24 protein-coding genes are annotated in these 21,009 nt (G+C 45.3%); 14 read left to right on the forward strand and 10 right to left on the reverse strand.

What is annotated here, in order from left to right:
• Positions 1–48 precede the first annotated feature (48 nt).
• The 3 genes from IQ270_RS07405 to IQ270_RS07415 all read left to right on the forward strand — a co-directional run bounded on the left by IQ270_RS07405 (position 49) and on the right by IQ270_RS07415 (position 2,290).
• Positions 49–780 (forward strand): sirohydrochlorin chelatase, encoded by a 732-nt coding sequence (locus IQ270_RS07405; protein WP_228056142.1) that lies wholly within the window; start codon positions 49–51, stop codon positions 778–780.
• A complete protein-coding gene (cobA, locus tag IQ270_RS07410; RefSeq protein WP_193972599.1) occupies positions 777–1,601 on the forward strand; it encodes a uroporphyrinogen-III C-methyltransferase in 825 nt (274 codons plus the stop codon). The genes IQ270_RS07405 and cobA overlap by 4 nt, the downstream gene beginning before the upstream one ends.
• Before the next feature lie 98 nt (positions 1,602–1,699).
• Positions 1,700–2,290: a cytochrome b gene (locus IQ270_RS07415; RefSeq protein WP_193972600.1), complete on the forward strand. Its 591-nt coding sequence runs from the start codon at positions 1,700–1,702 to the stop codon at positions 2,288–2,290.
• A 464-nt stretch (positions 2,291–2,754) separates the two neighbouring features.
• Here IQ270_RS07415 and IQ270_RS07420 read toward each other — a convergent pair whose 3' ends face one another.
• The 8 genes from IQ270_RS07420 to IQ270_RS07455 all read right to left on the reverse strand — a co-directional run bounded on the left by IQ270_RS07420 (position 2,755) and on the right by IQ270_RS07455 (position 7,773).
• Positions 2,755–5,007 (reverse strand): transglycosylase domain-containing protein, encoded by a 2,253-nt coding sequence (locus IQ270_RS07420; RefSeq protein ID WP_193972601.1) that lies wholly within the window; start codon positions 5,005–5,007, stop codon positions 2,755–2,757.
• 110 nt (positions 5,008–5,117) lie between these two features.
• The gene (locus tag IQ270_RS07425; protein WP_193972602.1) at positions 5,118–5,357 is read right to left on the reverse strand and encodes a hypothetical protein; all 240 of its coding nucleotides are present in this window, start codon (positions 5,355–5,357) and stop codon (positions 5,118–5,120) included.
• A 288-nt stretch (positions 5,358–5,645) separates the two neighbouring features.
• Positions 5,646–5,768, reverse strand: a complete 123-nt coding sequence (locus IQ270_RS07430) for a photosystem II reaction center protein J (protein ID WP_006635506.1) — start codon at positions 5,766–5,768, stop codon at positions 5,646–5,648.
• A 69-nt stretch (positions 5,769–5,837) separates the two neighbouring features.
• Positions 5,838–5,960: a photosystem II reaction center protein L gene (locus tag IQ270_RS07435; RefSeq protein WP_106146846.1), complete on the reverse strand. Its 123-nt coding sequence runs from the start codon at positions 5,958–5,960 to the stop codon at positions 5,838–5,840.
• A 9-nt stretch (positions 5,961–5,969) separates the two neighbouring features.
• Positions 5,970–6,107, reverse strand: coding sequence for a cytochrome b559 subunit beta (gene psbF, locus IQ270_RS07440; protein ID WP_006635504.1), 138 nt, complete (start codon positions 6,105–6,107; stop codon positions 5,970–5,972).
• A gap of 22 nt (positions 6,108–6,129) precedes the next feature.
• The gene (gene psbE, locus IQ270_RS07445; RefSeq protein ID WP_193972603.1) at positions 6,130–6,378 is read right to left on the reverse strand and encodes a cytochrome b559 subunit alpha; all 249 of its coding nucleotides are present in this window, start codon (positions 6,376–6,378) and stop codon (positions 6,130–6,132) included.
• 59 nt (positions 6,379–6,437) lie between these two features.
• Positions 6,438–7,451 carry a photosynthesis system II assembly factor Ycf48 gene (locus IQ270_RS07450; RefSeq protein WP_193972604.1) on the reverse strand — a complete coding sequence of 338 codons (1,014 nt, stop codon included), beginning with the start codon at positions 7,449–7,451 and terminating at the stop codon, positions 6,438–6,440.
• Positions 7,438–7,773 carry a rubredoxin gene (locus IQ270_RS07455; protein ID WP_193972605.1) on the reverse strand — a complete coding sequence of 112 codons (336 nt, stop codon included), beginning with the start codon at positions 7,771–7,773 and terminating at the stop codon, positions 7,438–7,440. The genes IQ270_RS07450 and IQ270_RS07455 overlap by 14 nt, the downstream gene beginning before the upstream one ends.
• 161 nt (positions 7,774–7,934) lie before the next feature.
• Between IQ270_RS07455 and ndhC the strand changes: the two genes are divergently transcribed.
• The 7 genes from ndhC (at position 7,935) to IQ270_RS07490 (ending at position 13,110) form a co-directional block, all read left to right on the forward strand.
• Positions 7,935–8,297 (forward strand): photosynthetic/respiratory NAD(P)H-quinone oxidoreductase subunit C, encoded by a 363-nt coding sequence (ndhC, locus tag IQ270_RS07460; protein ID WP_006635500.1) that lies wholly within the window; start codon positions 7,935–7,937, stop codon positions 8,295–8,297.
• Positions 8,288–9,013, forward strand: coding sequence for a photosynthetic/respiratory NAD(P)H-quinone oxidoreductase subunit K (gene ndhK, locus IQ270_RS07465; RefSeq protein WP_193972606.1), 726 nt, complete (start codon positions 8,288–8,290; stop codon positions 9,011–9,013). The genes ndhC and ndhK overlap by 10 nt, the downstream gene beginning before the upstream one ends.
• The gene (locus IQ270_RS07470) at positions 9,006–9,509 is read left to right on the forward strand and encodes an NAD(P)H-quinone oxidoreductase subunit J (RefSeq protein WP_193972607.1); all 504 of its coding nucleotides are present in this window, start codon (positions 9,006–9,008) and stop codon (positions 9,507–9,509) included. The genes ndhK and IQ270_RS07470 overlap by 8 nt, the downstream gene beginning before the upstream one ends.
• A gap of 57 nt (positions 9,510–9,566) precedes the next feature.
• Positions 9,567–10,121, forward strand: a complete 555-nt coding sequence (locus tag IQ270_RS07475) for a hypothetical protein (RefSeq protein ID WP_193972608.1) — start codon at positions 9,567–9,569, stop codon at positions 10,119–10,121.
• A gap of 138 nt (positions 10,122–10,259) precedes the next feature.
• Positions 10,260–11,030, forward strand: coding sequence for a hypothetical protein (locus IQ270_RS07480; protein ID WP_193972609.1), 771 nt, complete (start codon positions 10,260–10,262; stop codon positions 11,028–11,030).
• Positions 11,031–11,053: 23 nt separating this feature from the next.
• Positions 11,054–12,520 (forward strand): class I SAM-dependent methyltransferase, encoded by a 1,467-nt coding sequence (locus IQ270_RS07485; RefSeq protein WP_193972610.1) that lies wholly within the window; start codon positions 11,054–11,056, stop codon positions 12,518–12,520.
• A gap of 50 nt (positions 12,521–12,570) precedes the next feature.
• Positions 12,571–13,110, forward strand: coding sequence for a Uma2 family endonuclease (locus IQ270_RS07490; protein ID WP_339384375.1), 540 nt, complete (start codon positions 12,571–12,573; stop codon positions 13,108–13,110).
• A gap of 167 nt (positions 13,111–13,277) precedes the next feature.
• On the opposite strand, the gene IQ270_RS07495 is transcribed toward IQ270_RS07490, so the two are convergent.
• The gene (locus tag IQ270_RS07495; protein ID WP_193972611.1) at positions 13,278–14,108 is read right to left on the reverse strand and encodes a class I SAM-dependent methyltransferase; all 831 of its coding nucleotides are present in this window, start codon (positions 14,106–14,108) and stop codon (positions 13,278–13,280) included.
• Positions 14,109–14,724: 616 nt separating this feature from the next.
• Positions 14,725–15,753, reverse strand: coding sequence for a hemerythrin domain-containing protein (locus tag IQ270_RS07500; protein ID WP_193972612.1), 1,029 nt, complete (start codon positions 15,751–15,753; stop codon positions 14,725–14,727).
• 306 nt (positions 15,754–16,059) lie between these two features.
• Here IQ270_RS07500 and IQ270_RS07505 point away from each other — a divergent pair, with 306 nt between their 5' ends.
• The 4 genes from IQ270_RS07505 to IQ270_RS07520 all read left to right on the forward strand — a co-directional run bounded on the left by IQ270_RS07505 (position 16,060) and on the right by IQ270_RS07520 (position 20,980).
• Complete coding sequence (locus tag IQ270_RS07505; protein WP_193972613.1) at positions 16,060–17,334, forward strand: pitrilysin family protein; 1,275 nt, start codon at positions 16,060–16,062, stop codon at positions 17,332–17,334.
• 426 nt (positions 17,335–17,760) lie between these two features.
• A complete protein-coding gene (locus tag IQ270_RS07510) occupies positions 17,761–19,029 on the forward strand; it encodes a pitrilysin family protein (RefSeq protein WP_193972627.1) in 1,269 nt (422 codons plus the stop codon).
• A 724-nt stretch (positions 19,030–19,753) separates the two neighbouring features.
• Positions 19,754–19,984: a DUF433 domain-containing protein gene (locus IQ270_RS07515; RefSeq protein ID WP_193972628.1), complete on the forward strand. Its 231-nt coding sequence runs from the start codon at positions 19,754–19,756 to the stop codon at positions 19,982–19,984.
• A gap of 408 nt (positions 19,985–20,392) precedes the next feature.
• Complete coding sequence (locus IQ270_RS07520; RefSeq protein ID WP_193972614.1) at positions 20,393–20,980, forward strand: Uma2 family endonuclease; 588 nt, start codon at positions 20,393–20,395, stop codon at positions 20,978–20,980.
• Positions 20,981–21,009 lie beyond the last annotated feature (29 nt).

Genomic DNA, 21,009 nt, shown 5'->3' on the forward strand with positions numbered 1-21,009 from the left:
AATTATTCAACATCCCGATCGAACATTAACATCAAATCCCTATTGAAATTGCGATCGACCTATTTATTAGTATCTCACGGCAGCCGGGACCCCAGACCCCAACGGGCTTTGGAAAACCTCGGTCAACTGCTGTCTCAAAAATTAGCCGACTTCCCCGCAGTAGCAACCGCTACCCTAGAACTCGGCCCCGCCCCGCTGCACGCACAAATTTGCAGTTTTGGCGAACGTACCCTGTCCCTGGGGCTGACACAATTGCAAATCCTGCCCGTATTTTTATTGCCGGGAGTTCACGTCGCCGAAGACATACCGGCAGAGGTAGAAACTGCCCAAAAAACTTTTGGTTCCCAACTAAAAATTGAATTGCGCCCGCATTTAGGTTGCCAAGAAGCGGGCTTAACAAAATTGCTAAAAAGTCAGATGCAAGAAGTGGCTTTTCTTCCCAATTTGCTATTGCCAAAATGGATTTTACTATCTCACGGCAGTCGCCGTCCCGGAGGTAACTCGACAGTTGAGAAAATCGCCAGCAAACTCGGTGTCGAGACGGCTTATTGGTCGGTAAAGCCGAGTTTGGAAACACAAATTGAGAATTTGGTTCGCGGTGGACAGCAGCAAATAGGAATTGTGCCATACTTCTTATTTAATGGAGGCATTACAGATGCGATCGCCAAAAATGTCGCACAGCTAAAGCAGCAATTTCCGGCGGCAGAAATTAATCTGGCAAACCCTCTAGGCGCAAGTGTAGAATTAGCAGATTTAATTGGGAATTCAATTCAAAAATGAACCGCAGAGGCACAGCAGAGGTAAAGGAAGCCAGAAAAATGTCTTTAGGCAAAGTGTATTTAGTAGGTGCGGGGCCCGGAGATCCGGGTTTGATGACCTTGAAGGGAAAAGCTTTGTTAGAGTGTGCGGATGTGGTGATTTACGACGCTTTAGTCGGCCCTCAAATTTTGGTAGCAATCAACCCGCAAGCAGAACGAATTGATGCTGGAAAACGGAAAGGCCGCCACTCGTTAATGCAGGACGAAACAACTCAGTTATTGATCGAAAAAGCTCAAAATAATGCCATAGTTGTCCGTCTCAAAGGTGGCGATCCGTTTATCTTCGGGCGAGGCGGCGAAGAAATGGAAGAGTTGGTAAAAGCTGGAGTGTCTGTAGAAGTGGTTCCCGGTGTAACTTCTGGGATTGCAGCGCCTGCCTATGCGGGAATTCCTCTGACACACCGATCGTACAGTTCATCTGTCACCTTTGTCACCGGTCACGAATCAGCGGGAAAATATCGGCCGGAAGTAAATTGGCAGGCGATCGCCCGCGGCTCCGAAACCATTGTAGTATACATGGGAATCCACAATTTGCCTCACATTATCGACCAGCTAACAGCAGCCGAATTGAGTACCCAAACCCCGGTAGCATTAGTGCGCTGGGGAACGCGGCCCGAACAAGAAGAATTGATCGGAACTTTGGGTACAATTGTAGAGCAAGTTGAGGCGACTGGATTTGCAGCACCGGCGATCGCGGTAATCGGAAATGTCGTCAATTTGCACTCGCTCTTGTCTGGCTGTCGGCCTGTTTATCAAACTCCGGACTTAGGCATCGGAGGCTAGAAACCCGGTTTCTACGAAATATTTGCTCTCCCCCCACCACAAATCTAGGAATCAACAGCCCAGTTTATGAAGTTGCAACTGCGTCTAGGAGGTATTTGATGAGTTCCGAATTAGTTCCCCAAACAACAAAGCCCCAACCTAGAGCAAATTCAGCTTTCAAGCAATTATGGTCAATGCACGCGGTGATGGCAACCTGTTATTTGCTGCTGCTTGTTGGGGGATTTTTGATGGTAAAAATGCCAGACAGTACACCATTGCAAGGCAACGCTTACAGCTTGCACAAATCGATTGGAGCGCTGACAATGGCCCTGCTAACTTGGCGGATTTTCATTTTGCAGCGGGTGTGGTGGCGCAAGTATACGCGCCGCCTTCCGAAGTTTACCAGTGAGTGGATTCGCACCTTTCTACTGCACGCGGCAATTTATTTGTTTATGGTAGCGGTTCCCCTGAGCGGATTTTTCCTCTCTAATTCCTACAAAAGCGGGAATGTGCCTTTTTTTTGGGTTGCAACTTTACCCGATATCTTTCCTAAAAATGCAGCGGTTGTAGATTTGGCAAGAAATATCCATTTCTGGATGGCTTATACTTTCCTAGCCTTTATTGTACTCCACGCGATCGACCAACGAAAATATGTGCGATCGCTCTGGAGGCGAACTACCCAAGCCCTAAAAAAAGCATCCCTGAGTTAACCTCTTTCATTAGTCAGTTGTTAGTTGTTAGTTGTTAGTTGTTAGTTGTTAGGGGCGGTGGATGGTGCGTGCGGGCCCTCAGTTGTTAGTTGTTAGTTGTTATAGCAATCCTAAGTGACTGCTCGTTACCAGGAAGAGCCTGGTAATGCAGATCCGGAGGCTCTGCCTCCTTTTATCTGGCAACTTACAGAAGAGAGGACTGTACGAGGTGTTTAAGTATAGCCTTTCAATCTCTCATATGAGGTACTATCCGGGATAGGGCATAGGCCTCCGTGGCCAAACTGGGCATACCTCACCACGCTTGAGAACCGCTATATATCGACATCTTGGTAACATACCTCCTTTATGATTCGGCGGTTGAAACCGCCATAAAGTCAAACAAAGTCTGCCTGCGCCGACTGGTTCATCAAGAGTATCCAAAACCCGGATTTGGTATAACTAACAACTAACAACTGACAACTAATTTAACGCGCAACCTGCCGCATATATTCCCCCCACAACTGAGCAGCATTTGCACTACCTCCGGCAGTCGGAGAATTATCATCATTTCCCAACCAAACCCCTGTCACCAGTTGCTGACTCGGAATATAACCGACAAACCACAAATCTCTATTATCATTAGTCGTGCCTGTTTTTCCAGCTTCTCCCAAACCCAAAGCAGCACTGCTCCCCGTACCTCCCCGCACCACACCTTGCAGCATATCAGTCATCGTATCCGCTACGCCTTCAGGAACTAACTGGCGATTGGCAATGCTATCTTTTTGATAGTCATAAATCACCCGACAACTGTTAAAATCATTTCGATCTTTGCAATCGCTGCTGTCAATAATCCGCTTGATTACGTGGGGGCGGTTGCCCAAACCCCGGTTCGCCAAAACCCCGAACGCACCCGTTAATTGCAACACGTTAACTTCACTTTCACCTAACACCAAACCAGGGTTAGAACGCAGTTCAGATGTAATTCCTAAACGTCTAGCCATTCCCAATACATTGTCTAAACCGACATCTTGTGCTAATCTCAAAGCAATTGCATTTTCCGACTGTGCTAAACCCCGATACATATCAGCACTGCCGCTGGTTCTTTCGCAGCCGCTGTAACTTTGTCCGCCCCAGGAAAGCGGCTCGCAAGAATAAGTTTTGGTGGGCGGTATTCCGCGTTCGAGGGCGGCTGTATAGGTGAAAATCTTAAATGTAGAACCGGGCTGTCTCAAAGCTTGGGTAGCCCGATTAAACTGACTTTCCAAATAACTTACGCCCCCAACTAATGCTAATACTTCCCCGGTTGCACTATTGAGAGTTACCACGGCTCCTTGAGAAAAACCTGCACTCGCTCCGGCATTTTCTACGGCATTTTTGAGTGAAGCTTCAGCTACTTTTTGCAGCGCCGGATTCAAGCCTGTTTCTACAATAAAATTGCCTTCTCTGGCTAACTGCTCTCCCAGCAAAAACTCCAATTCGTCAAATACATAACTGTAGAAATAAGGAGCGATCGTACTTTGCAAATATTGGCGAGCTTTGGGATTGATATCAATTCGCGATCGCCTCGCGCGATCGGCTTCTTCCTGAGAAATCGAGCCCATTGCCCGCATCCGTTCAATCACCCGATCGCGGTACTGCACCGCCAACTGATAATTTTGAATCGGATTGAAACTGTTTGGCCCAGGCAAAATCCCCGCCAAAGTCGCCGCCTCCGATAAAGTCAAATCCTTCGCCGACTTGGCAAAATAAAATCGAGACGCATCCTCAAAACCGTAGAGGTCAATTCCCAAAAAGACGCGATTCAAATAAGTCAGCAACAAATCATCTTTGCTGTAAAAATTTTCCAGTTTCAAAGCAACTACTGCTTCCCGGAATTTGCGTCCGCCCGAATCTTGAGTTCCGACATAATCTCGAAACAAACTCCTCGCTAACTGCTGCGTCACTGTGCTGCCGCCTTCGCGAATTCCTCCGCCACGAACATTGGTCAACAGCGCCCGCAAAACCCCGATCGGATCTACGCCCAAATGCCAATTGTAGCGGCTGTCTTCCGAAGCAAGTACCGCCTGGGATAAATAAGGCGAAAAATCTTGCAATCGCTTTAATTCTAAGTGAGCGTTATTCTGAGGAGGGCGCAGCGGAGTTTGCCCGTCGCGGGCGTAAACAATCACCGGGCCGTTGATACTTCTCGGCAGAGGCCGCACTTGAAATTTTGTCGATTCCATGCCTACCAACACGGCAATCAAAGCGGTGATTCCGCTGACTCCGTAAAAGCTGTAACGTACCAGTTCCAAGTACCAAGGCGGCGGATATACGTACTGAATTCTGACGGCGGCGGCGAGTTCCGGCGGGCCTAAAGTGAACACGTCTCCGTGACGCAGGGACATACTTTTTACTCGCCTTTTGCCGGAGTAAATGCCGTTGGTTGAGTCTTCATCTTTGATGACAAAAGGAGTCCGCCGCCTGGTATCCCGCGACAGGGATAGGTGTACGTGACTGACAACGGGATTGCGAACTACAATATCTGAAGATTTGGACGATCGACCTAACAAATATCGATCGCCCAATAGCGGATAAACCTCAGCTTTAGCTGCACCCGCATCTTGTACCCACAGTTCGGGTACTTTGGCATTCGGTTTCAGCGCTAGCTGGTTAAAATTAACCTTGGCAATTGTCTGGACTGCTTGGGTAATCGCACCCAAGACGGTTTGAGGTTTGCGGGGCGGCTGCGGTGGGGTCATATTTCGCTATGGACTACGATCGAGCGATCGGCTCTTGCACCATTCTACTCGCAAGTTTTGGCTATTTTCAGGATCGGCCCCACACTTTTAGCTATTTTAGATTTTAGATTTTAGATTTTAGACTGAATAATTTTAAATTGAATAATTTTAGATTTACTCTTCCAGATGAATCTGGGAGATTGAATCAGAGCGTTGCCCGAAAAGCCGGTGGTTGGGTCTAAAATTTTGAGATACTGACGACAGGAGTCGAGGGCTTGTATGGCTTTTGGGGTGAGGTGGGCTAGTGGCGATCGACTTTGGGGTGATTCGTCAACTCGCGCCCGGTTGATTAGACGAGCAATTGCACTCATTCCCAAATCATCTTGAAATTATCTGCGTTGCATCTGTGTTTATCTGCCTTAAATCTGCGGTTGACCACCTTGATCAAAATTGATGCAATTCAAATCCCTTCTTCCCTCATCTTTTTTCCCTTTTCCTTCTTCCGACTTCACGCTTGACGACTTCCATCCGTTACATCCGTTACATCCGTTACATCTCGCGCGAGCGAATCCGTTGCCGAACATCCTTCTTCCTTCTTTTATAATTAAAACCCCCCTTAAAAAAGGGAGGCTTTAATTATCAAATACGCCAGATTCTCCTTACATCGAAGAACCCAAACCTGCATAAGCACCGTAGAAGAAAAGGCTCACAATGCTCAGAACACCTAGGCCTGCGACAGTAGCTACCAGCCACAAAGGAATTCTGCCACTTTCACTAAACATAGCCATCACCTCAGTAATTCACAGCAAAACAAATTAGATCGAACTCTCGAAAGCAAACTCAGACACCAGTTAGTTAAAGAAATAACTGGAGAACAAAATACCCAGGGTAAAAATCATTAACAAACCCAAATAAAGGGAAGTCCGATTTAACTCAACAGGCTGTTCGTTGGGATTGGGAACGCGCTCAGGCATTGTAAACTCCTATCGTTGAATAAATTGCATTGCTGCGATCGCGCCCAAAAAGAAAATTGTTGGGACACCTAAAGTATGAACGGCCAACCAGCGTACCGTAAAAATCGGATACGAAATTGGCTCGTTGTTTGGCGTTCTGCTAGTCATTTTTCCAACTCCTTGTTTTAAATTACTTGCCAATGAACTGATCTACTTGTTTCTTGGCTTCAAAGCGATCCGAGATAATCGGCACTTCTTCCCGCTGCTCTGTGAAATACTGGTTGGGGCGAGGAGTGCCGAAAGCATCGTAAGCCAAACCCGTTTGCACAAACAGCCATCCAGCCACAAACAAAGCCGGAATGGTGATGCTGTGAATTACCCAATAACGGATGCTTGTAATAATGTCCCCAAACGGACGTTCTCCAGTTGTACCGGCCATGTAGAATCCTCCTTTCAACAACAAATCGACTGACAATCTCTCTTACTATTCTACTATTATCAAGCAGCTTGCGCTGAACCTTGATATTTAAGTAGAGTGCCGTTCGCCCCGATCGCAAATCCGCGATCTGGGCCCATGAACACAATTTTGTAAAAATTAGCGGGAACATCCTCAACTTCGCGGTCTTTTTGCCAAGTTTTCCCGCCATCTAAACTGCACAGCAAATTGCCGCCGCCGCCGGCCACCCAAATTTCATTATCAGTCCGGTAAGCCATGTCTAGCAAACCCCAACTCGCCTGGCGATCGGGAAAAAACGGTTTTCCCCAACCTTCAGCATTGGACGGGTCGCTAAACTGAATCTGACCACCACGGGCGAGCATCCACAAACGCCCGTCCTTGGTAAAGCCCATATTTTGCAGGCGGCGAGAACTGTTGCGGTTGTGAGGTTCCCAAGCTTCTTGTCCGGGTTTCCACACGGAGTAGAAATTGCCCTTCGAGGATACCGCAACATATTTCCCGTCTTCAGAACGGTTGATATTGCGAACTACCCCAAAGGAATCCTGAACGACAGCTTTCCAATTTTTGCCGCCGTCAGAAGTCCGGTAAATCGCCCCCACATCCGTCGTCATCTCGGCCGAATTCGGGCCCAAAGCTGCGATCGTATTCGGAGAACCCGGTAACTGAGAGCTCAAAGCAATCCGCGTCCAAGATTTTCCCTCATCGTCCGTGTGGAGCAAAACCGAAGGCTGGCCGACAATCCATCCTTCAGAACCCGAAAAACTGACCGACGAAAAACGCGACCGCGGCTCATCAATATCCAGAGCGATCGGTTTCCAATTAGTGCCGCCGTCGGACGTTTCAAACAGAGTCGTCTCTGAACCGACCACCCAGCCGTGCTGAGGATTGCCCGTAAAGGCAATATCCTGCAAGTTAGCCGATGTCGGCAAAGAAATGACCTGCCAAGGGTTGTAACTCACAGAACCGACCGTGCTGCAACTCGTACAGATGAGCGCAGCCGCCAATAACATTACAATTCGTTGCCAAAATCTCACAATCGTCTTACTGCAAACCATACATACTAAGTAAAAACAAGAAACCAACGACCAAGCCGCCAAAAATCAGCAAACTTTTTTGACCTTCGGTCATGCCGTTGACACCGACACCGTAGCGCTGATTTGCCTTAAATCCCGAAACCCCATCCTGCTGACCGACATTTTGAAACATCGACTTGCGCGCCGCGCAAACGGGACAGACCCAAGTTTGGGGCAAATCTTCAAAAGCCGTCCCCGGAGCAATGTCAATTTTAGGATTGCCCTTTTTCGGATCGTAGACGTAGCCGCAGGCGCGGCACTCGTGCCGATCGAGGGTTTTAGTCTCACTGGCTGGATCGCTCATAGCTCCAAAAGGGTACGTAAGCTAATCTTAAAATATACATTAAAAATTATTGCAGAAGATGGACGATTAATCTCAACTAATTTGTAATCCTAGCTGCACAAAATCTATATAATGTAAAGATTGAGTTACAAACCCTTTCACCGAGGCAGTAATTATTCACCGTGTTTGCACTCAGCGGTTACGAGTATTTCTTAGGCTTCCTGCTAATTTCGAGCCTAGTGCCTATCCTCGCCCTCACGGCGTCTAAGGTACTGCGGCCCAAAAGTCGTCCCTACGACCGACGCACTACCTACGAATCTGGCGTAGAGCCGATCGGCGGAGCCTGGATTCAATTCAACATCCGATATTATATGTTCGCCCTGGTCTTCGTCATCTTCGACGTAGAGACCGTCTTCCTCTATCCTTGGGCGGTTGCTTTCAACCAGCTAGGACTGTTGGCTTTTATCGAAGCCTTGTTTTTTATCACGATCCTCGTTATTGCTCTTGTCTACGCATGGCGCAAAGGAGCCTTGGAATGGTCTTAAGTTCTGACACATCACAAAAATCGCTAATTGTCAATCCGGCAGAGCGCCCGCAAGTCACATCCGAATTATCAGAGAACGTCATCCTAACCACGGTTGACGATATCTATAACTGGGCGAGACTTTCGAGCCTGTGGCCGCTGCTTTACGGCACGGCTTGCTGCTTTATCGAATTTGCAGCTTTGATCGGATCGCGCTTCGACTTCGACAGATTCGGCTTAGTACCCCGATCGAGTCCCCGGCAAGCCGACCTCCTAATCACCGCCGGCACAATTACCATGAAGTACGCCCCCATCTTGGTGCGGCTGTACGAACAAATGCCCGAACCCAAATACGTGATCGCGATGGGCGCGTGTACGATCACGGGCGGAATGTTCAGCGTAGACTCCCCCACAGCAGTCAGAGGCGTTGACAAACTAATCCCCGTAGACGTTTACATACCGGGCTGTCCTCCCCGTCCAGAAGCGATTATTGACGCAATCATCAAACTGCGGAAAAAAATCGCCAACGACTCGATGCAAGAACGCGGTAACTTGCAACCTACCCACCGCTACTACACCAGACCCCACAAAATGAAAGTGGTAGATGACATTTTGGACGGCAAATATTTGTCAATTCCCGGCCGGATGGCCCCGCCGAAAGAATTGACCGAAGCAATGGGAATGCCGGTACCGCCCGCCCTGCTTGCAGGACAAAAACAGGAGGTAGAACGTGGCTGAGACAGAAACCTCAATTGTTGAAGCCGGGAAGGTTTCTCAGTGGCTGACTCAGAATGGCTTTGAACACGAAGCTTTAGCGGCTGATAATTTGGGCGTGGAGATATTAAAGGTCGATCGCGACTTCTTAATTCCGATGTCAACAGCACTGTACGCCTACGGGTTCAATTATATGCAGTGCCAGTGCGCCTACGACCAAGGCCCGGGAGAAGATTTAGTCAGCGTCTACCACTTGGCTAAACTCACAGATAATGCTTCCCATCCCGAAGAAGTCCGCGTCAAAGTATTTATTCCCCGCGAAGATCCCAGAGTGCCATCAGTCTACTGGATTTGGAAAGCAGTGGATTTCCAAGAGCGGGAATCCTACGATATGTACGGCATTGTCTACGAAGGACATCCGAATCTGAAACGGATTTTGATGAACGAAGATTGGGTAGGCTGGCCGTTGCGGAAAGATTACATTTCCCCTGATTTTTACGAACTGCAAGACGCTTATTAAGGGAGTTTTGCGAGGGCGGGTTTAGAGCATGAAATTTGACTTTTGCAGTCAAGTTTTATGCAAAACCCGCCCTCTGTTTTTTCATTAACTGGTTCCTCGGCTCTGCCTGGGAACCGTGTCCAAAAACGCTATTTTCAAAAAAGTATTAGTATGGTTTACGAAACTGCTGGTTTAATAGCTTTACTAAGTATCGTAATAATTTACCTGCAACTTCGCAGGGGTAAGAACAAACCAGAGGATAACAGGCCCGAAGCGCAGAAAGTTGAGCTGAGGCAAATAAAGAAGCAGTTACAACAAGCAAATAACCTATTTACCGCCTTTATAGTTCAAATCCTGGCAAGATTTAAGCAAAAAGAGGCAGAACTTAAGGCAGCTACTACTGAGAACAATTCTTTGAAGCAGACGGTTCACAAGCTACAACAACAGTTAGCAAGCGTTGAGAGCGAAAGAGATGAAGTAAGGAAAATTTCAACAAATCTTCGTATTGAAAATATTTACTTTGAACAAAAAGTTGAAGAACTAGAAGGTCATAAAAAAGTTCTTATTCAAGAATTGGGCGGTTCTCTCAGCAGTCAAGATATAGAGTTTATAACGTGGGAATTTTTAATCTAGAAAGTTCAAGAGGTTACTAGACAGCTTAATGAACTCATAGCCCTAAATCAATCTCTCATTAAAACAAATACGGATTTACAGCAAGAAATAGACGTTCTGAGAAGAGAGTTAAATCAAGTTAAAGATAATAATACTAGATTGACGCAAGATAATCTACAACTCCGAGCTAGCCAAAACTCTTTAGAGTCAGAAATAAGACGAGAATTAGACCGAGTTCAACCTTTAGAGATAGATAATAACCAGCTAGAGCAAGAAAAAACCCAATTAGAAAGAAAGCTTTATGAGTTAAATTCATTAAACTCCAATTCACGTCAATTAGAAACAAAAGTTAAGCAACTAGAAGAGAATGCCAGAGAGCTAGAAAAAGCCAAAATAAGTTTAGAGCTACAGCTTAAGGACGAGAAAAGTAGAGTTGCACTTCTTCAGCAAGAAATTGAGAGTTTGATAATTACAACTCCGGATGAGGAAATTAATCGGCTGCTTGCAAAAATAGCTCAACAAGAGGATATCATAAAAGAGCTACGAGAAGAAATTGAGATTTTGATAATTATAAATCCGGATAATGATGGAATAAGTTTATTAGAAGATTATAATGATTTAAGTTTATTAGAAAATTATAATGATTTAGTTTATTTCGTTCAAACATCTTTAGGAACTTCAGGTATAGAGGAATTAGATGATTGGGGAAAAACAGAAGAGTTTTACATAGAACTTATTAGTAGACTTTGTTTTATCGATACGATACTCATAACTAAAATAAAATCCTTGGAATATAAATCCTATCCCGTTTATAAGGAATATATTGCTGCGAGTTTAGATATTAGCTTTAGCTATCCCGGTGATTTTTTGTTTTGGAGTAATGGCGAAATGTGGTGGGAACTAAGTTATTTCTTCAATAATAAGTTGTAATTAAGAGTTTATCAATCTAACCGATGAGTTCCAACGATCGCAAAACAAAACTAGAATACGGCGATTTTCAGACACCTCCAGCATTAGCCGAGATGGTGTGTAGAAAATTAGTAGAACTTAATGTTAATCCAAGTACCATCATTGAGCCGACGTGCGGTGTCGGTAATTTTATTGAAGCTGCTGCACGTTCGTTTCCATCCGCAGCCAAGATTATCGGGGTTGAAATCAATCAAAATTACTTAACACAAATCAGACTAAATAAACAATTATTTCAGGATGGAAGATGCGATATCTGGCACGGAGATTTCTTTCAATTTGATTGGGAATCATTAATCAATCAATCCACCGCTCGACTGCTGGTACTCGGCAACTTTCCTTGGGTGACAAACTCGCAACAAGGAACTATTGGCGGCAGCGAAAATTTACCTAAAAAAAACAACTTTCAAAATCACAAAGGCTTAGATGCTCTCACAGGTAAGAGTAACTTTGATATCTCAGAATGGATGCTGATTAAGGCAGTGCAGTGGCTGCAAAACCGGGATGCCGATCTCGCGATGCTTTGTAAGACTTCGACTGCGAGAAAGTTATTGAATTACCTTCATTCTCAAAAATTAAATCTCGCTGAATGTGCAACTTACACAATAGATGCTAAAAAATATTTTGATGCAAATGTTGATGCTTGTTTGTTAGTCTGCAAATTTGATGCTGATTCGCAAAACTACTTTTGTGATGTATTTAGCAGTTTAGAAACTTCGGACTGTCACCGAATCGGATATCACAATAATCTCCTAGTTAAGGATATAGATGCTTTCAGTAAATTGAGCGATCTATATGCGGTGAATTCAGGGATGAAATGGCGATCGGGCGTCAAGCATGACTGCTCGAATGTGATGGAGTTTCGGAAAATTGATAATTTGTTTGTCAATGGATTTGGAGAAGCTGTCCAGCTTGAGGAAACTTATCTATTTCCGCTACTTAAAGGATCGGATGTTGCTCAAAATCGAATTAGTGATACCGATCGATATATCCTAGTTACTCAAAAAATCATCGGTGAATCAACCGAAAATATCAAAATTATAGCTCCTCAAACCTGGCGTTATCTAGAGAATTGCGGGCAATATCTAGATAATCGCAAAAGCAAAATTTATCAAAAAAACCCTCGATTTGCGATTTTTGGCGTGGGCGATTATAGTTTCAAACATTGGAAAATTGCGATTTGCGGGCTTTATAAAAAATTGGATTTTAGGTTAATCGGTGAAATAGCTAATAAACCTGCAATCTTCGATGATACTGTTTACTTTCTCAGTTTTGACGACGAGGGAGTTGCACGTCAAACTTTTGAACTTTTGAATTCACCTGCTGCAATTAAGTTTTATTCGTCGATCGTATTTTGGGATGAAAAGCGCCCGATTAAATCCAGTATTTTAAATTGTCTGAATCTGGCATTGCTGGCAGATTGGGAGTTTGTAACCGCCGATGCACGCAGATAAACGCGGATGGATAGAGATATAATTTCTATTATCGGTAATTCTGAAAACCTATGACTCTAGCTTTACCCAAACTCGTAAACTTCGAGGAATTTGTGGAGTGGCTGCCTGAAAATTCGGCGGTACGCTACGAATTGCATAATGGAGATATTGTTGAGATGGCACAACCAGCAGGCGAACAGGAGGAAGTTACAGGCTTTCTGACAATCGAAATTGCTATTCAAATCAAACGTCTGGGATTGCCATACAGTATCCCCAACCAAGCGATAGTTAGGCCTCCTGAAAAAGATTCTGGTTATTTCCCTGATTTGTTGGTGCCAAATCGTGCAAATCTGGTAAACGAAACATTGTGGAAAAAACAGTCTATCCTCAGTTTGGGTGCATCGATACCGTTGGCGATCGAGGTTGTGTCAACAAATTGGCGCGATGATTACTATTTGAAATATGCTGATTATGAGGAGATGGGTATTGCTGAATATTGGATTGTGGATTATGCTGCGTTAGGCGGACGTAATTTTATTGGCAATCCCAAACAACCGACTATTTCTGTGTGTAACTTGGTTGATGGTGAATATCAAATCGTCAATTTTTGAGAGGGCGATCGGATTGTGTCGAAAACTTTTCCCGCTCTGAACTTGACTGTTAACCAGATTTTTTAAGCTGGTTTAGTGTAAGCTGAATAAGTTGTAGATTGGGGAGTTTTAACCACAGAGAGCGCAGAGAGCGCAGAGTTAGAGAGGAGAAAAATTAATAGTTTAGGCTACTCTTTATGACCGAATACGTAAAAAATGGTGACGTCGTTCCAAATTCCTTGTTCGGTTTGTAATGCTTCTAGTTCTGCCTCGAATTCAGTCTTTGCTTGGGCTAATTGTTCGGTTGAAAGTGTTGATAAGGGCGGCGGATATTGTCCGGGGGCGGGATGGGAATTTCCGAGCCACATTGATTTTGCTTTTTCTAAGCTGATATAGCTGCCGTCTTGCTCGATTTTAATTTCTACATTTTTAAAGCCTGCTTTTTCGAGTAAACTGCGGCATTTTTCAACGGTGCCTGTGGGTTTGCTCATATTGATGGAAATGCCGTATTTTTCGGCTACTTTCTGGGTGACAACTCCGCCTACAAAAGCGGTGTCGGCGAAGGCATGAATGCCGATGATTCCCCCTGGTTTGAGAAATGTGTGCCAGTGGGTGAGGGCTGCGTGCAAGTCGGACATCCAAATGAAGGCTGAGGAGCAAAAAATGCGACCGCAACTATTAGCTGGAAAGTCGAGATTTTCGGCATCCGCTAGCAAAAATTCTGTATTGTTGAGATTTAATTCGAGAGCTTTGTTTCGAGCTACATCGAGCATTCCAGGCGAAATATCTACACCAATAACTCGGCCTTGGGCACCGACAATTTGAGCTGCTGCGATCGCCACATGGCCTGTTCCCGTTGCAATGTCTAAAACCTGGTGGCCCAAACTCACTCGCCCGTATTCTACCAGACGCTGAGCAATTTGTAAATGCCAGTCGCTATTGTCATAACTTTGACTTCTGCGGGTGTACAAATCTGCAATTTCTTGCTTGTATTTGTCTAGCTTAGGTTGGTTGTTCATATTTTTTCCGTAGAAATTCGCAGGCGAGATGTTTGTACTACATTACACCAGTTTCTGACAAATTTCCCCCTTTAATGTCACTAATAACAGTTACTAAACTTCTTTTTTGTTGGCGCATACTTACAGCAGATTCCATGTATATGTGGTACATACAATTGCGGGGGAGATCCCGTTTCAGGTGCGTCTCCACCCGTAAAGAAGCAAGTTCTATTCAAGAATAGCCAGCGTGGCACTTTACGGATTCACACCAGACAATTAAGGCTGCTACTGTACTTGATAAACCTGGAATATGCTGTATCTCATTTATACTCATAGCAAATCCGGGTAACATACCCGCTTTACGATTCTGCGGTTGAAACTGCCAAAAAGTCAAACGATGTCTGCCGGAGGCCTACTGGTTCACAAAGGAGATTAAAACCCGGATTTGGTATGACTCGTTTAGTTGACTCCCAACTGTTTTTTTGAGTGGAATGGGCTTGAGTAAAAATACTTTTCATTTCGTCATATTTATAAGTTCACATAAGACAGTAATCCCGCCACCTTGGTAGCGGGATTGATAGGTTGCAGTTTAGCTATTCTCTAGTTTTGCTAGAGTAGAAATTAGCGGGCTGCTAAATTAACTCATTTTAGCCATTTCTTGCTGGAGGGTGCTTTTGGCAGCTTTGAATTGAGTTGCCATTTGTTCCATTTGTGCTTCGCTCAGGTTGCTGCGAATTTGAGAGAACATATCGCTTTCTTCTTGCTTGACGTGATCCTGAACTGCTGTTTTTAGCTGTTTGATTTGGGCTTTGAAATCGGAAGAACTGGGGCTCATTGCCTTGATTTTGGCGAGCATTTGCTTCATTTCTGCTTGCTCGTTGTACAGTTCTTGGGTATCGGTGTAGTAGCTGCGAACTGCGGGATAAACAATTTGTTCTTCGGCTTCTGCGTGAACGCTTAAGTCTTTGTACAATTGACCGAAGAATTCTTGCAGTTTTTGTGGCTCTTCTGTTTTTTCGATTTCCATAAATAGGGTATCGACTTTGCGGTGATCCATTGTGATGATTTCGGTGATGTTCATCTCATCTTTGGTGCGGGTAACTGCACCGCCGATGATGCCGCTCATCGCAGCGACGGCATCTTGTACGCGAGCCCAAACGCCTTGGTCGGGGTCTTTTCCGGTGAGTTCGCGCACGCCTAAAATTTCGAGCACTCCTTTGAGCTGTTCTTGGTGAGCGCGGTTTTCAAAGTTAACTGTGTTGAGGGGAGTAATGGCGGCTTCGATGTCGGCTCCGACTACTTGAGCGGCTTTGTGAATTAACATACCGGCCATTGTTTGTTGGTGTTTGAGCAGTTCGTGCTGGCCGACTTTTTCAAACATTGTGAGTTCGGAACCTTCCATGAGTTTCTGAACTTCTTCGATCATTTTTGTGGTGGTTTCTCTCGGTTCAGTTTGAATGCCGTATTGGACGATCGTGGTTTCCAATACGCCCAAGTTTTTGCGATCGTCCTCCAGCATATCCCGGAAGCGATCGCACAGTTCGGAGTCGTTGCAGGAATTGATGAACAATTGTTCGTTGGCTATCAGCAGATTTTGCAGGGCTTTCATGTCTGCTAATTTCATCGCGATCGCTTGGCGCTTGGTATCTTCTAAGGTAGCTACCATCTCTCGTGTCTCCTCTCAATGTCTTTAGTGTTCTTACATCTTTTAATTTATTGAAATATTCCGAATGCTTCCTCTTTCTCGCGACTGATTCGTTAATATCCCGCGCAACCTATTGACTTTTGAGCAAAAAAATGGTATGTATTTGAGGCTGCTTGAAAAAAAGCAAAGATTATTTCCTAAATCACAACCGCTGACTGACAACTGACAAGTGAAAACTGAGTTTTGTATCAATTAATCCCGATCGCACAGCTATTAAGCGCTACGATGGTTGCAGCCGAAGTTAACTAAAGTTTAAGAATAACTAGCTTGTCTCAACTGCTCGCTGCTTTAGAGTTCCCAGCCACTGTCTGGAAGCTGCACAATGGGTTAACAGTCATTCACCAGCGCCTGGAGGCCACACCGGTGGTTGCACTAGACGTGTGGGTGAAGGCTGGCGCTACGCTGGAGCCGGATTCTTGGTCGGGAATGGCTCATTTTTTAGAACACATGATATTTAAAGGGACTGATTCGATCGCCCCTGGAGAATTTGACCGGGTAATCGAAAATCGCGGCGGTGTCGCCAATGCAGCTACAAGTCACGACTACGCGCATTTTTTTGTCAACGCTGCGGCTGATTCTTTAGCAGAAACTGCACAACCGCTGGCAGAATTGCTGTTGCGGGCTTCGATTCCCGATGGGGAATTCGATCGCGAGCGAGATGTGGTACTAGAAGAAATCCGCCAAGCTCAAGACAATCCCGATTGGCTGGGTTTCCAAGCAATGATGGAAACAGTTTACCAGCGGCATCCCTACAGACGATCGGTACTAGGAACCGAAGAGTTGCTGATGTCGCGAACTCCCCACGAAATGCGCTGTTTCCACAGATCGCACTATCAGCCGGAAAATATGACTGTGGCTATAATCGGGGGAATTGATGAAGAAGAAGCTAGAGATATTACGGGTAAAGCATTCGATCGGTTTTCTGACAGGTGGGATTGTCCCAAATTGGTAGCAGAGGCGGAACCGCCACTAGTAGAAATTCGCCGTCAGGAACTCCGTCTCCCCCGATTGGAACAAGCGCGGCTGATGATGGCCTGGACAGGGCCGGGAGTTGAACAGTTGCAAAGTGCTTGCGGCTTGGATTTGCTCTCGGTGTTGCTCGCAGACGGGCGGAGTTCGCGTTTGGTCAGGGAACTGCGGGAAGAATTACAGTTAGTACAGGGGATCGAAAGCTCTTTCTCGCTGCAGCGGGAATCGAGTTTGTTTACTATTAGTGCAGTCTTGGAAGCCGATGATGTCGAACAGGTGGAATCTCGGATTTGCGATCGGCTTTGGGAATTGCAATCTGAGCTGGTTTCGGAAGCAGAACTGATGCGCTGTAAGCGTTTGCTGTGCAATGACTTTGCTTTTTCGATCGAAACGCCGGGACAGCTAGCGGGTCTTTACGGATATTACAGTACGATCGCCACTGCCGAATTAGCGCTCAGCTATCCCACCAGGATTAAAGCATTTAAGCCAGTAGACCTCCAGCGCCTAGCTCAACAATATCTCTCTCCCGGGCGCTATGCGGTAGTGGTACTCAAACCAGTCGGATCGCTTTAAGCGAGTGAATCAGCGGTTGGGGTAAATAAACATTGCACATTCGGGCGCGACTCAAAGCCACCCCACAAGAGTGAGTTTGCAGGGTGCAGCACACCGCACGGGTTGAGTGACGCTTAAATAAATCAAAAAAATATTTTTTCTACCGGATAGATAGTCGGTGTTGGTCGGGAATTTTCGGTGCTTGCGACACACCCGGAGAGGATAGATGTTGTTATATTTAGATGTTGTGTGTATTAGACCTCTCCGCGACTGGCCCGCACCCGGAGCCGATAAATTTTGTTACATTGAGATATCGTGCGTCAAGCTCTACTCGGTCTGACAGCATACAAAATACCAAGGGAAAATATAAAAAAGGCGAGCGAGTATTTATCAGTTACCCATTGCCAATTCCCCATTCCCAATTCCCAATTATCAACTAAATTAATGATGAAAAATGAAGTCCAGCGCACGATTTTAGACAACGGTATCGTTGTCTTAGCAGCAGAAAATCCAGCAGCAGATATTATTGCAGCTAGAATATTCCTGCGCGCCGGTAGCCGCTGCGTACAGCCGGAAAAAGCAGGATTGTGTCACTTGCTGTCGGCGGTAATGACTAAAGGCACCGATCGCCTGTCTTCGCTGGAAATTGCCGAACGTGTAGAATCTGTCGGAGCGAGGTTGAGTACCGACTCGACTACCGATTATTTTTTAGTAAGTTTGAAGACGGTTGCTGCGGATTTTCAGAATATTTTGGAGTTGGCTGCGGAATTGATGCGATCGCCAACTTTCCCGGAAGCTGAAGTCGAACTAGAACGCCGCATTGCCATATCAGCAATTCGATCGCAGCAAGAACAGCCTTTTGCGATCGCCTTTAAGCAATTGCGACACGCGATGTACAAGGAACATCCCTATGCTTTCTCTACCTTGGGCACGGAAGCTACGATGTCAAACCTTACCAGAAACGATCTCGAACAGTTCCACAAAACTTATTTTCGTCCCGACAATGTAGTTATTTCTGTAGCCGGCAGAATATCGACAGAAGATGCGATCGCCCTGATCGATCGCACTTTTAAAGACTGGAAAGCGCCTTTAACGCCCATACCAACTTTAAGCTTCCCCCCCCTGTCACCCTCGCCTCAATCTGTTCTTAAGACCCAAGAAACACAGCAGTCAGTGATTATGCTGGGCTACCTCGCACCCTCTGTGAAAAATCCCGACTACGCAGCGATTAAATTGCTGAATACTTATTTGGGTAACGGTTTGTCGAGCCGGTTGTTTGTAGAATTGCGGGAAAAGCGGGGCTTGGCTTACGATGTTTCCGCCCTTTACGCGACGCGCCTGGACATGGCTCAGTTTGTCGCGTACATGGGTACAGCGCCGGAAAATACGGTAACGGCTTTTGAAGGATTACGTACTGAGGTCGATCGACTCGCCAACATCGAACTCAGCGAGGAAGAATTGCAAGCTTGCAAGAATAAAATGCTCGGTCAATATGCTTTAGGAAAACAAACTAATTCCCAAATTGCTCAAGTTGTCGGCTGGTACGAAATTTTGGGATTGGGAATTAAATTTGACCAGGAATTTCAAGAAAAAATTGCACAAGTGACAAGTTCTGAAGCTCAGGAAGCTGCTAAGAAATACTTCATCGAACCGTATGTTTCTCTGGTGGGCCCGGAAGCAGCGATTACAGAATTGGGTGTCCCGGCTGTTTGTTGAGAAACTTGGGCGATCGAACTTTTCTTTCATTTCGTTCGTTCAACAGCGGCATTAGTTTTAGAGCCATCACTATAGTAGGGCTTGTTGAAAAAGTCTTTTCATTAATGCCTTGATTCAGGAGTCATTCGATTTGAGATTTGAGATTTGAGATTGACCCCACGGATAAATTCGGGGGCTTGAGGATTTGAGATTTTCCATGCTCCCGATTGATTCCACGGATAAATCCGCGGGCTTGTACCACAGGAGAAATTCGCAGGGTCAGGAGTCAGAAGTCAGAATTAGAGGAGGTAAGAATAGTCAGTAATTTTTGAAAGTGATTAACTTTTGATGGTGTAAAAGCTGATTTTTTGAGAGCATCTCATCAGAGTAAAAACACTTCTTTTGACTCCTTCTTTCTTCCTCTTTCCTCCTGTCTCGCAGTCTCGGGCCTTCAATTTCTAGCTGGGCTGCTTTCCGACAGAGATGCTCCCCATTTTTTGCACCTCCTTCACTTGTGTTCCCTCTCCATCCATTGAGTTATCTAGGTTTTTGGTTAAATCAGCAAGCCCTAAGTAGAAAGGCGTAAATATTTGTAGTTGGGATCGGGCAGGACTCAGGAGACAGAATGCAGGAGAGATTCGGGTTTTACCCTCATTTATTTTGATTCATATAGTTATGTTTTTTTCCACCGATTCACTAAGCATAAAATTATTTTTCAAGAAGTATAATGACGATAATTCCAACTATGAACTACCGAAACCACATCACGATCGAAGCAAATAAACGCGGTGGTAAGCCTTGTGTACGCGGCTTGCGAATTACGGTTTATGAAGTGCTTGAGTACCTGGCTTCGGAGATGACGGAAGCAGAAATTCTTGATGATTTTCCCGATCTGAGGCGAGAAGATTTAAAAGCCTGTATTGCTTATGCTGCTGACCGCGAGCGTCGGTTTATGACCGATCCCTTATCTGCATGAAATTACTTTTTGATTAAAATTTTTCGCCCAAGTTGCCGAATCGTTTGAGCGATATTTTCCAAAATCGGCGTGACAATGCACTGGAGTTGGAAGAACGGTTAAATACTGAAATTCATTTTACTCCAATGGGGCAAACCGTTACAGTTATTCGTGCGTGATGAAGTTATAATGAGTCTCTCGATTTTGGCGATCGCCGAGGGTGTGCGATCGGCTCTAATCTCAAATATAATAAAGATAGCTTGTTTCAGTGCGACGGCATAAGTGTTTGAATCGAATCGTGTGGCGAATTCGATCGAGGAAAGGAGATGCCGATGGGGAGTAAGAAGGGGTTGACATACATCATTAAGCCAAGGTGATTTACGTCCGGTAAGCGTGTTGGTATTACTACTTTTAAATTAGGAGATTGTTATGATTGCATCTAGAGAGCAGGAGCGGTACTTTACGCCTGAAGAGTATTTTGCTTGGGAGGAGCAACAATTAGAAAAGCACGAGCTAATCGATGGTCGCGTATATGCGATGAGTGGGGGGACGCAAAATCATAGTGCGATCGCTATCAATTTCTTATTATTGATTAAATCTCACTTGCGAGGAAATCAATGTAGAGTTTTTAATTCGGATTTAAAGGTTAATATCCTCAATACTCGCAACTATACCTATCCCGATCTCAGTGTTACTTGCGATCCGCGAGACAATTCTAGCCCTCAATATATTACCTATCCCTGTTTGATTGTTGAGGTTTTATCGGATAGTACCGAGGCTTACGATCGCGGCAAGAAGTTTGACAAATATCGCCGCAATCCGAATTTAATTGATTATGTGCTGGTGAGTTCTGATGAGATGGCGATCGATATTTATCATAAAAATGATGCGGGGGATTGGTTGATTCTGAGCTATCGAGCGGGGGATCGCGTCGAGCTTCAAAGTATTGGATTGAGTTTGGCGATCGAGCAATTCTATGAAGAAATTGTTTTCGAGCGATCGCCTGATGCGGTTTAGTGATGATAGTCTAGCAATTTTTTAGGTTT

Source organism: Microcoleus sp. LEGE 07076 (assembly GCF_015207455.1).
Classification (GTDB): Bacteria; Cyanobacteriota; Cyanobacteriia; order Cyanobacteriales; family Microcoleaceae; genus Microcoleus.

Excerpts from the sequence above, each read along its gene's own strand:
- cobA (WP_193972599.1), top strand. The coding sequence starts at position 777 with ATGAACCGCAGAGGCACAGCAGAGGTAAAGGAAGCCAGAAAAATGTCT.
- IQ270_RS07415 (WP_193972600.1), top strand. The coding sequence starts at position 1,700 with ATGAGTTCCGAATTAGTTCCCCAAACAACAAAGCCCCAACCTAGAGCA.
- IQ270_RS07420 (WP_193972601.1), bottom strand. The coding sequence starts at position 5,007 with ATGACCCCACCGCAGCCGCCCCGCAAACCTCAAACCGTCTTGGGTGCG.
- IQ270_RS07425 (WP_193972602.1), bottom strand. The coding sequence starts at position 5,357 with ATGAGTGCAATTGCTCGTCTAATCAACCGGGCGCGAGTTGACGAATCA.
- IQ270_RS07430 (WP_006635506.1), bottom strand. The coding sequence starts at position 5,768 with ATGTTTAGTGAAAGTGGCAGAATTCCTTTGTGGCTGGTAGCTACTGTC.
- IQ270_RS07435 (WP_106146846.1), bottom strand. The coding sequence starts at position 5,960 with ATGCCTGAGCGCGTTCCCAATCCCAACGAACAGCCTGTTGAGTTAAAT.
- psbF (WP_006635504.1), bottom strand. The coding sequence starts at position 6,107 with ATGACTAGCAGAACGCCAAACAACGAGCCAATTTCGTATCCGATTTTT.
- psbE (WP_193972603.1), bottom strand. The coding sequence starts at position 6,378 with ATGGCCGGTACAACTGGAGAACGTCCGTTTGGGGACATTATTACAAGC.
- IQ270_RS07450 (WP_193972604.1), bottom strand. The coding sequence starts at position 7,451 with ATGGTTTGCAGTAAGACGATTGTGAGATTTTGGCAACGAATTGTAATG.
- IQ270_RS07455 (WP_193972605.1), bottom strand. The coding sequence starts at position 7,773 with ATGAGCGATCCAGCCAGTGAGACTAAAACCCTCGATCGGCACGAGTGC.
- ndhK (WP_193972606.1), top strand. The coding sequence starts at position 8,288 with ATGGTCTTAAGTTCTGACACATCACAAAAATCGCTAATTGTCAATCCG.
- IQ270_RS07475 (WP_193972608.1), top strand. The coding sequence starts at position 9,567 with ATGCAAAACCCGCCCTCTGTTTTTTCATTAACTGGTTCCTCGGCTCTG.
- IQ270_RS07485 (WP_193972610.1), top strand. The coding sequence starts at position 11,054 with ATGAGTTCCAACGATCGCAAAACAAAACTAGAATACGGCGATTTTCAG.
- IQ270_RS07490 (WP_339384375.1), top strand. The coding sequence starts at position 12,571 with ATGACTCTAGCTTTACCCAAACTCGTAAACTTCGAGGAATTTGTGGAG.
- IQ270_RS07495 (WP_193972611.1), bottom strand. The coding sequence starts at position 14,108 with ATGAACAACCAACCTAAGCTAGACAAATACAAGCAAGAAATTGCAGAT.
- IQ270_RS07500 (WP_193972612.1), bottom strand. The coding sequence starts at position 15,753 with ATGGTAGCTACCTTAGAAGATACCAAGCGCCAAGCGATCGCGATGAAA.
- IQ270_RS07510 (WP_193972627.1), top strand. The coding sequence starts at position 17,761 with ATGAAAAATGAAGTCCAGCGCACGATTTTAGACAACGGTATCGTTGTC.
- IQ270_RS07515 (WP_193972628.1), top strand. The coding sequence starts at position 19,754 with ATGAACTACCGAAACCACATCACGATCGAAGCAAATAAACGCGGTGGT.
- IQ270_RS07520 (WP_193972614.1), top strand. The coding sequence starts at position 20,393 with ATGATTGCATCTAGAGAGCAGGAGCGGTACTTTACGCCTGAAGAGTAT.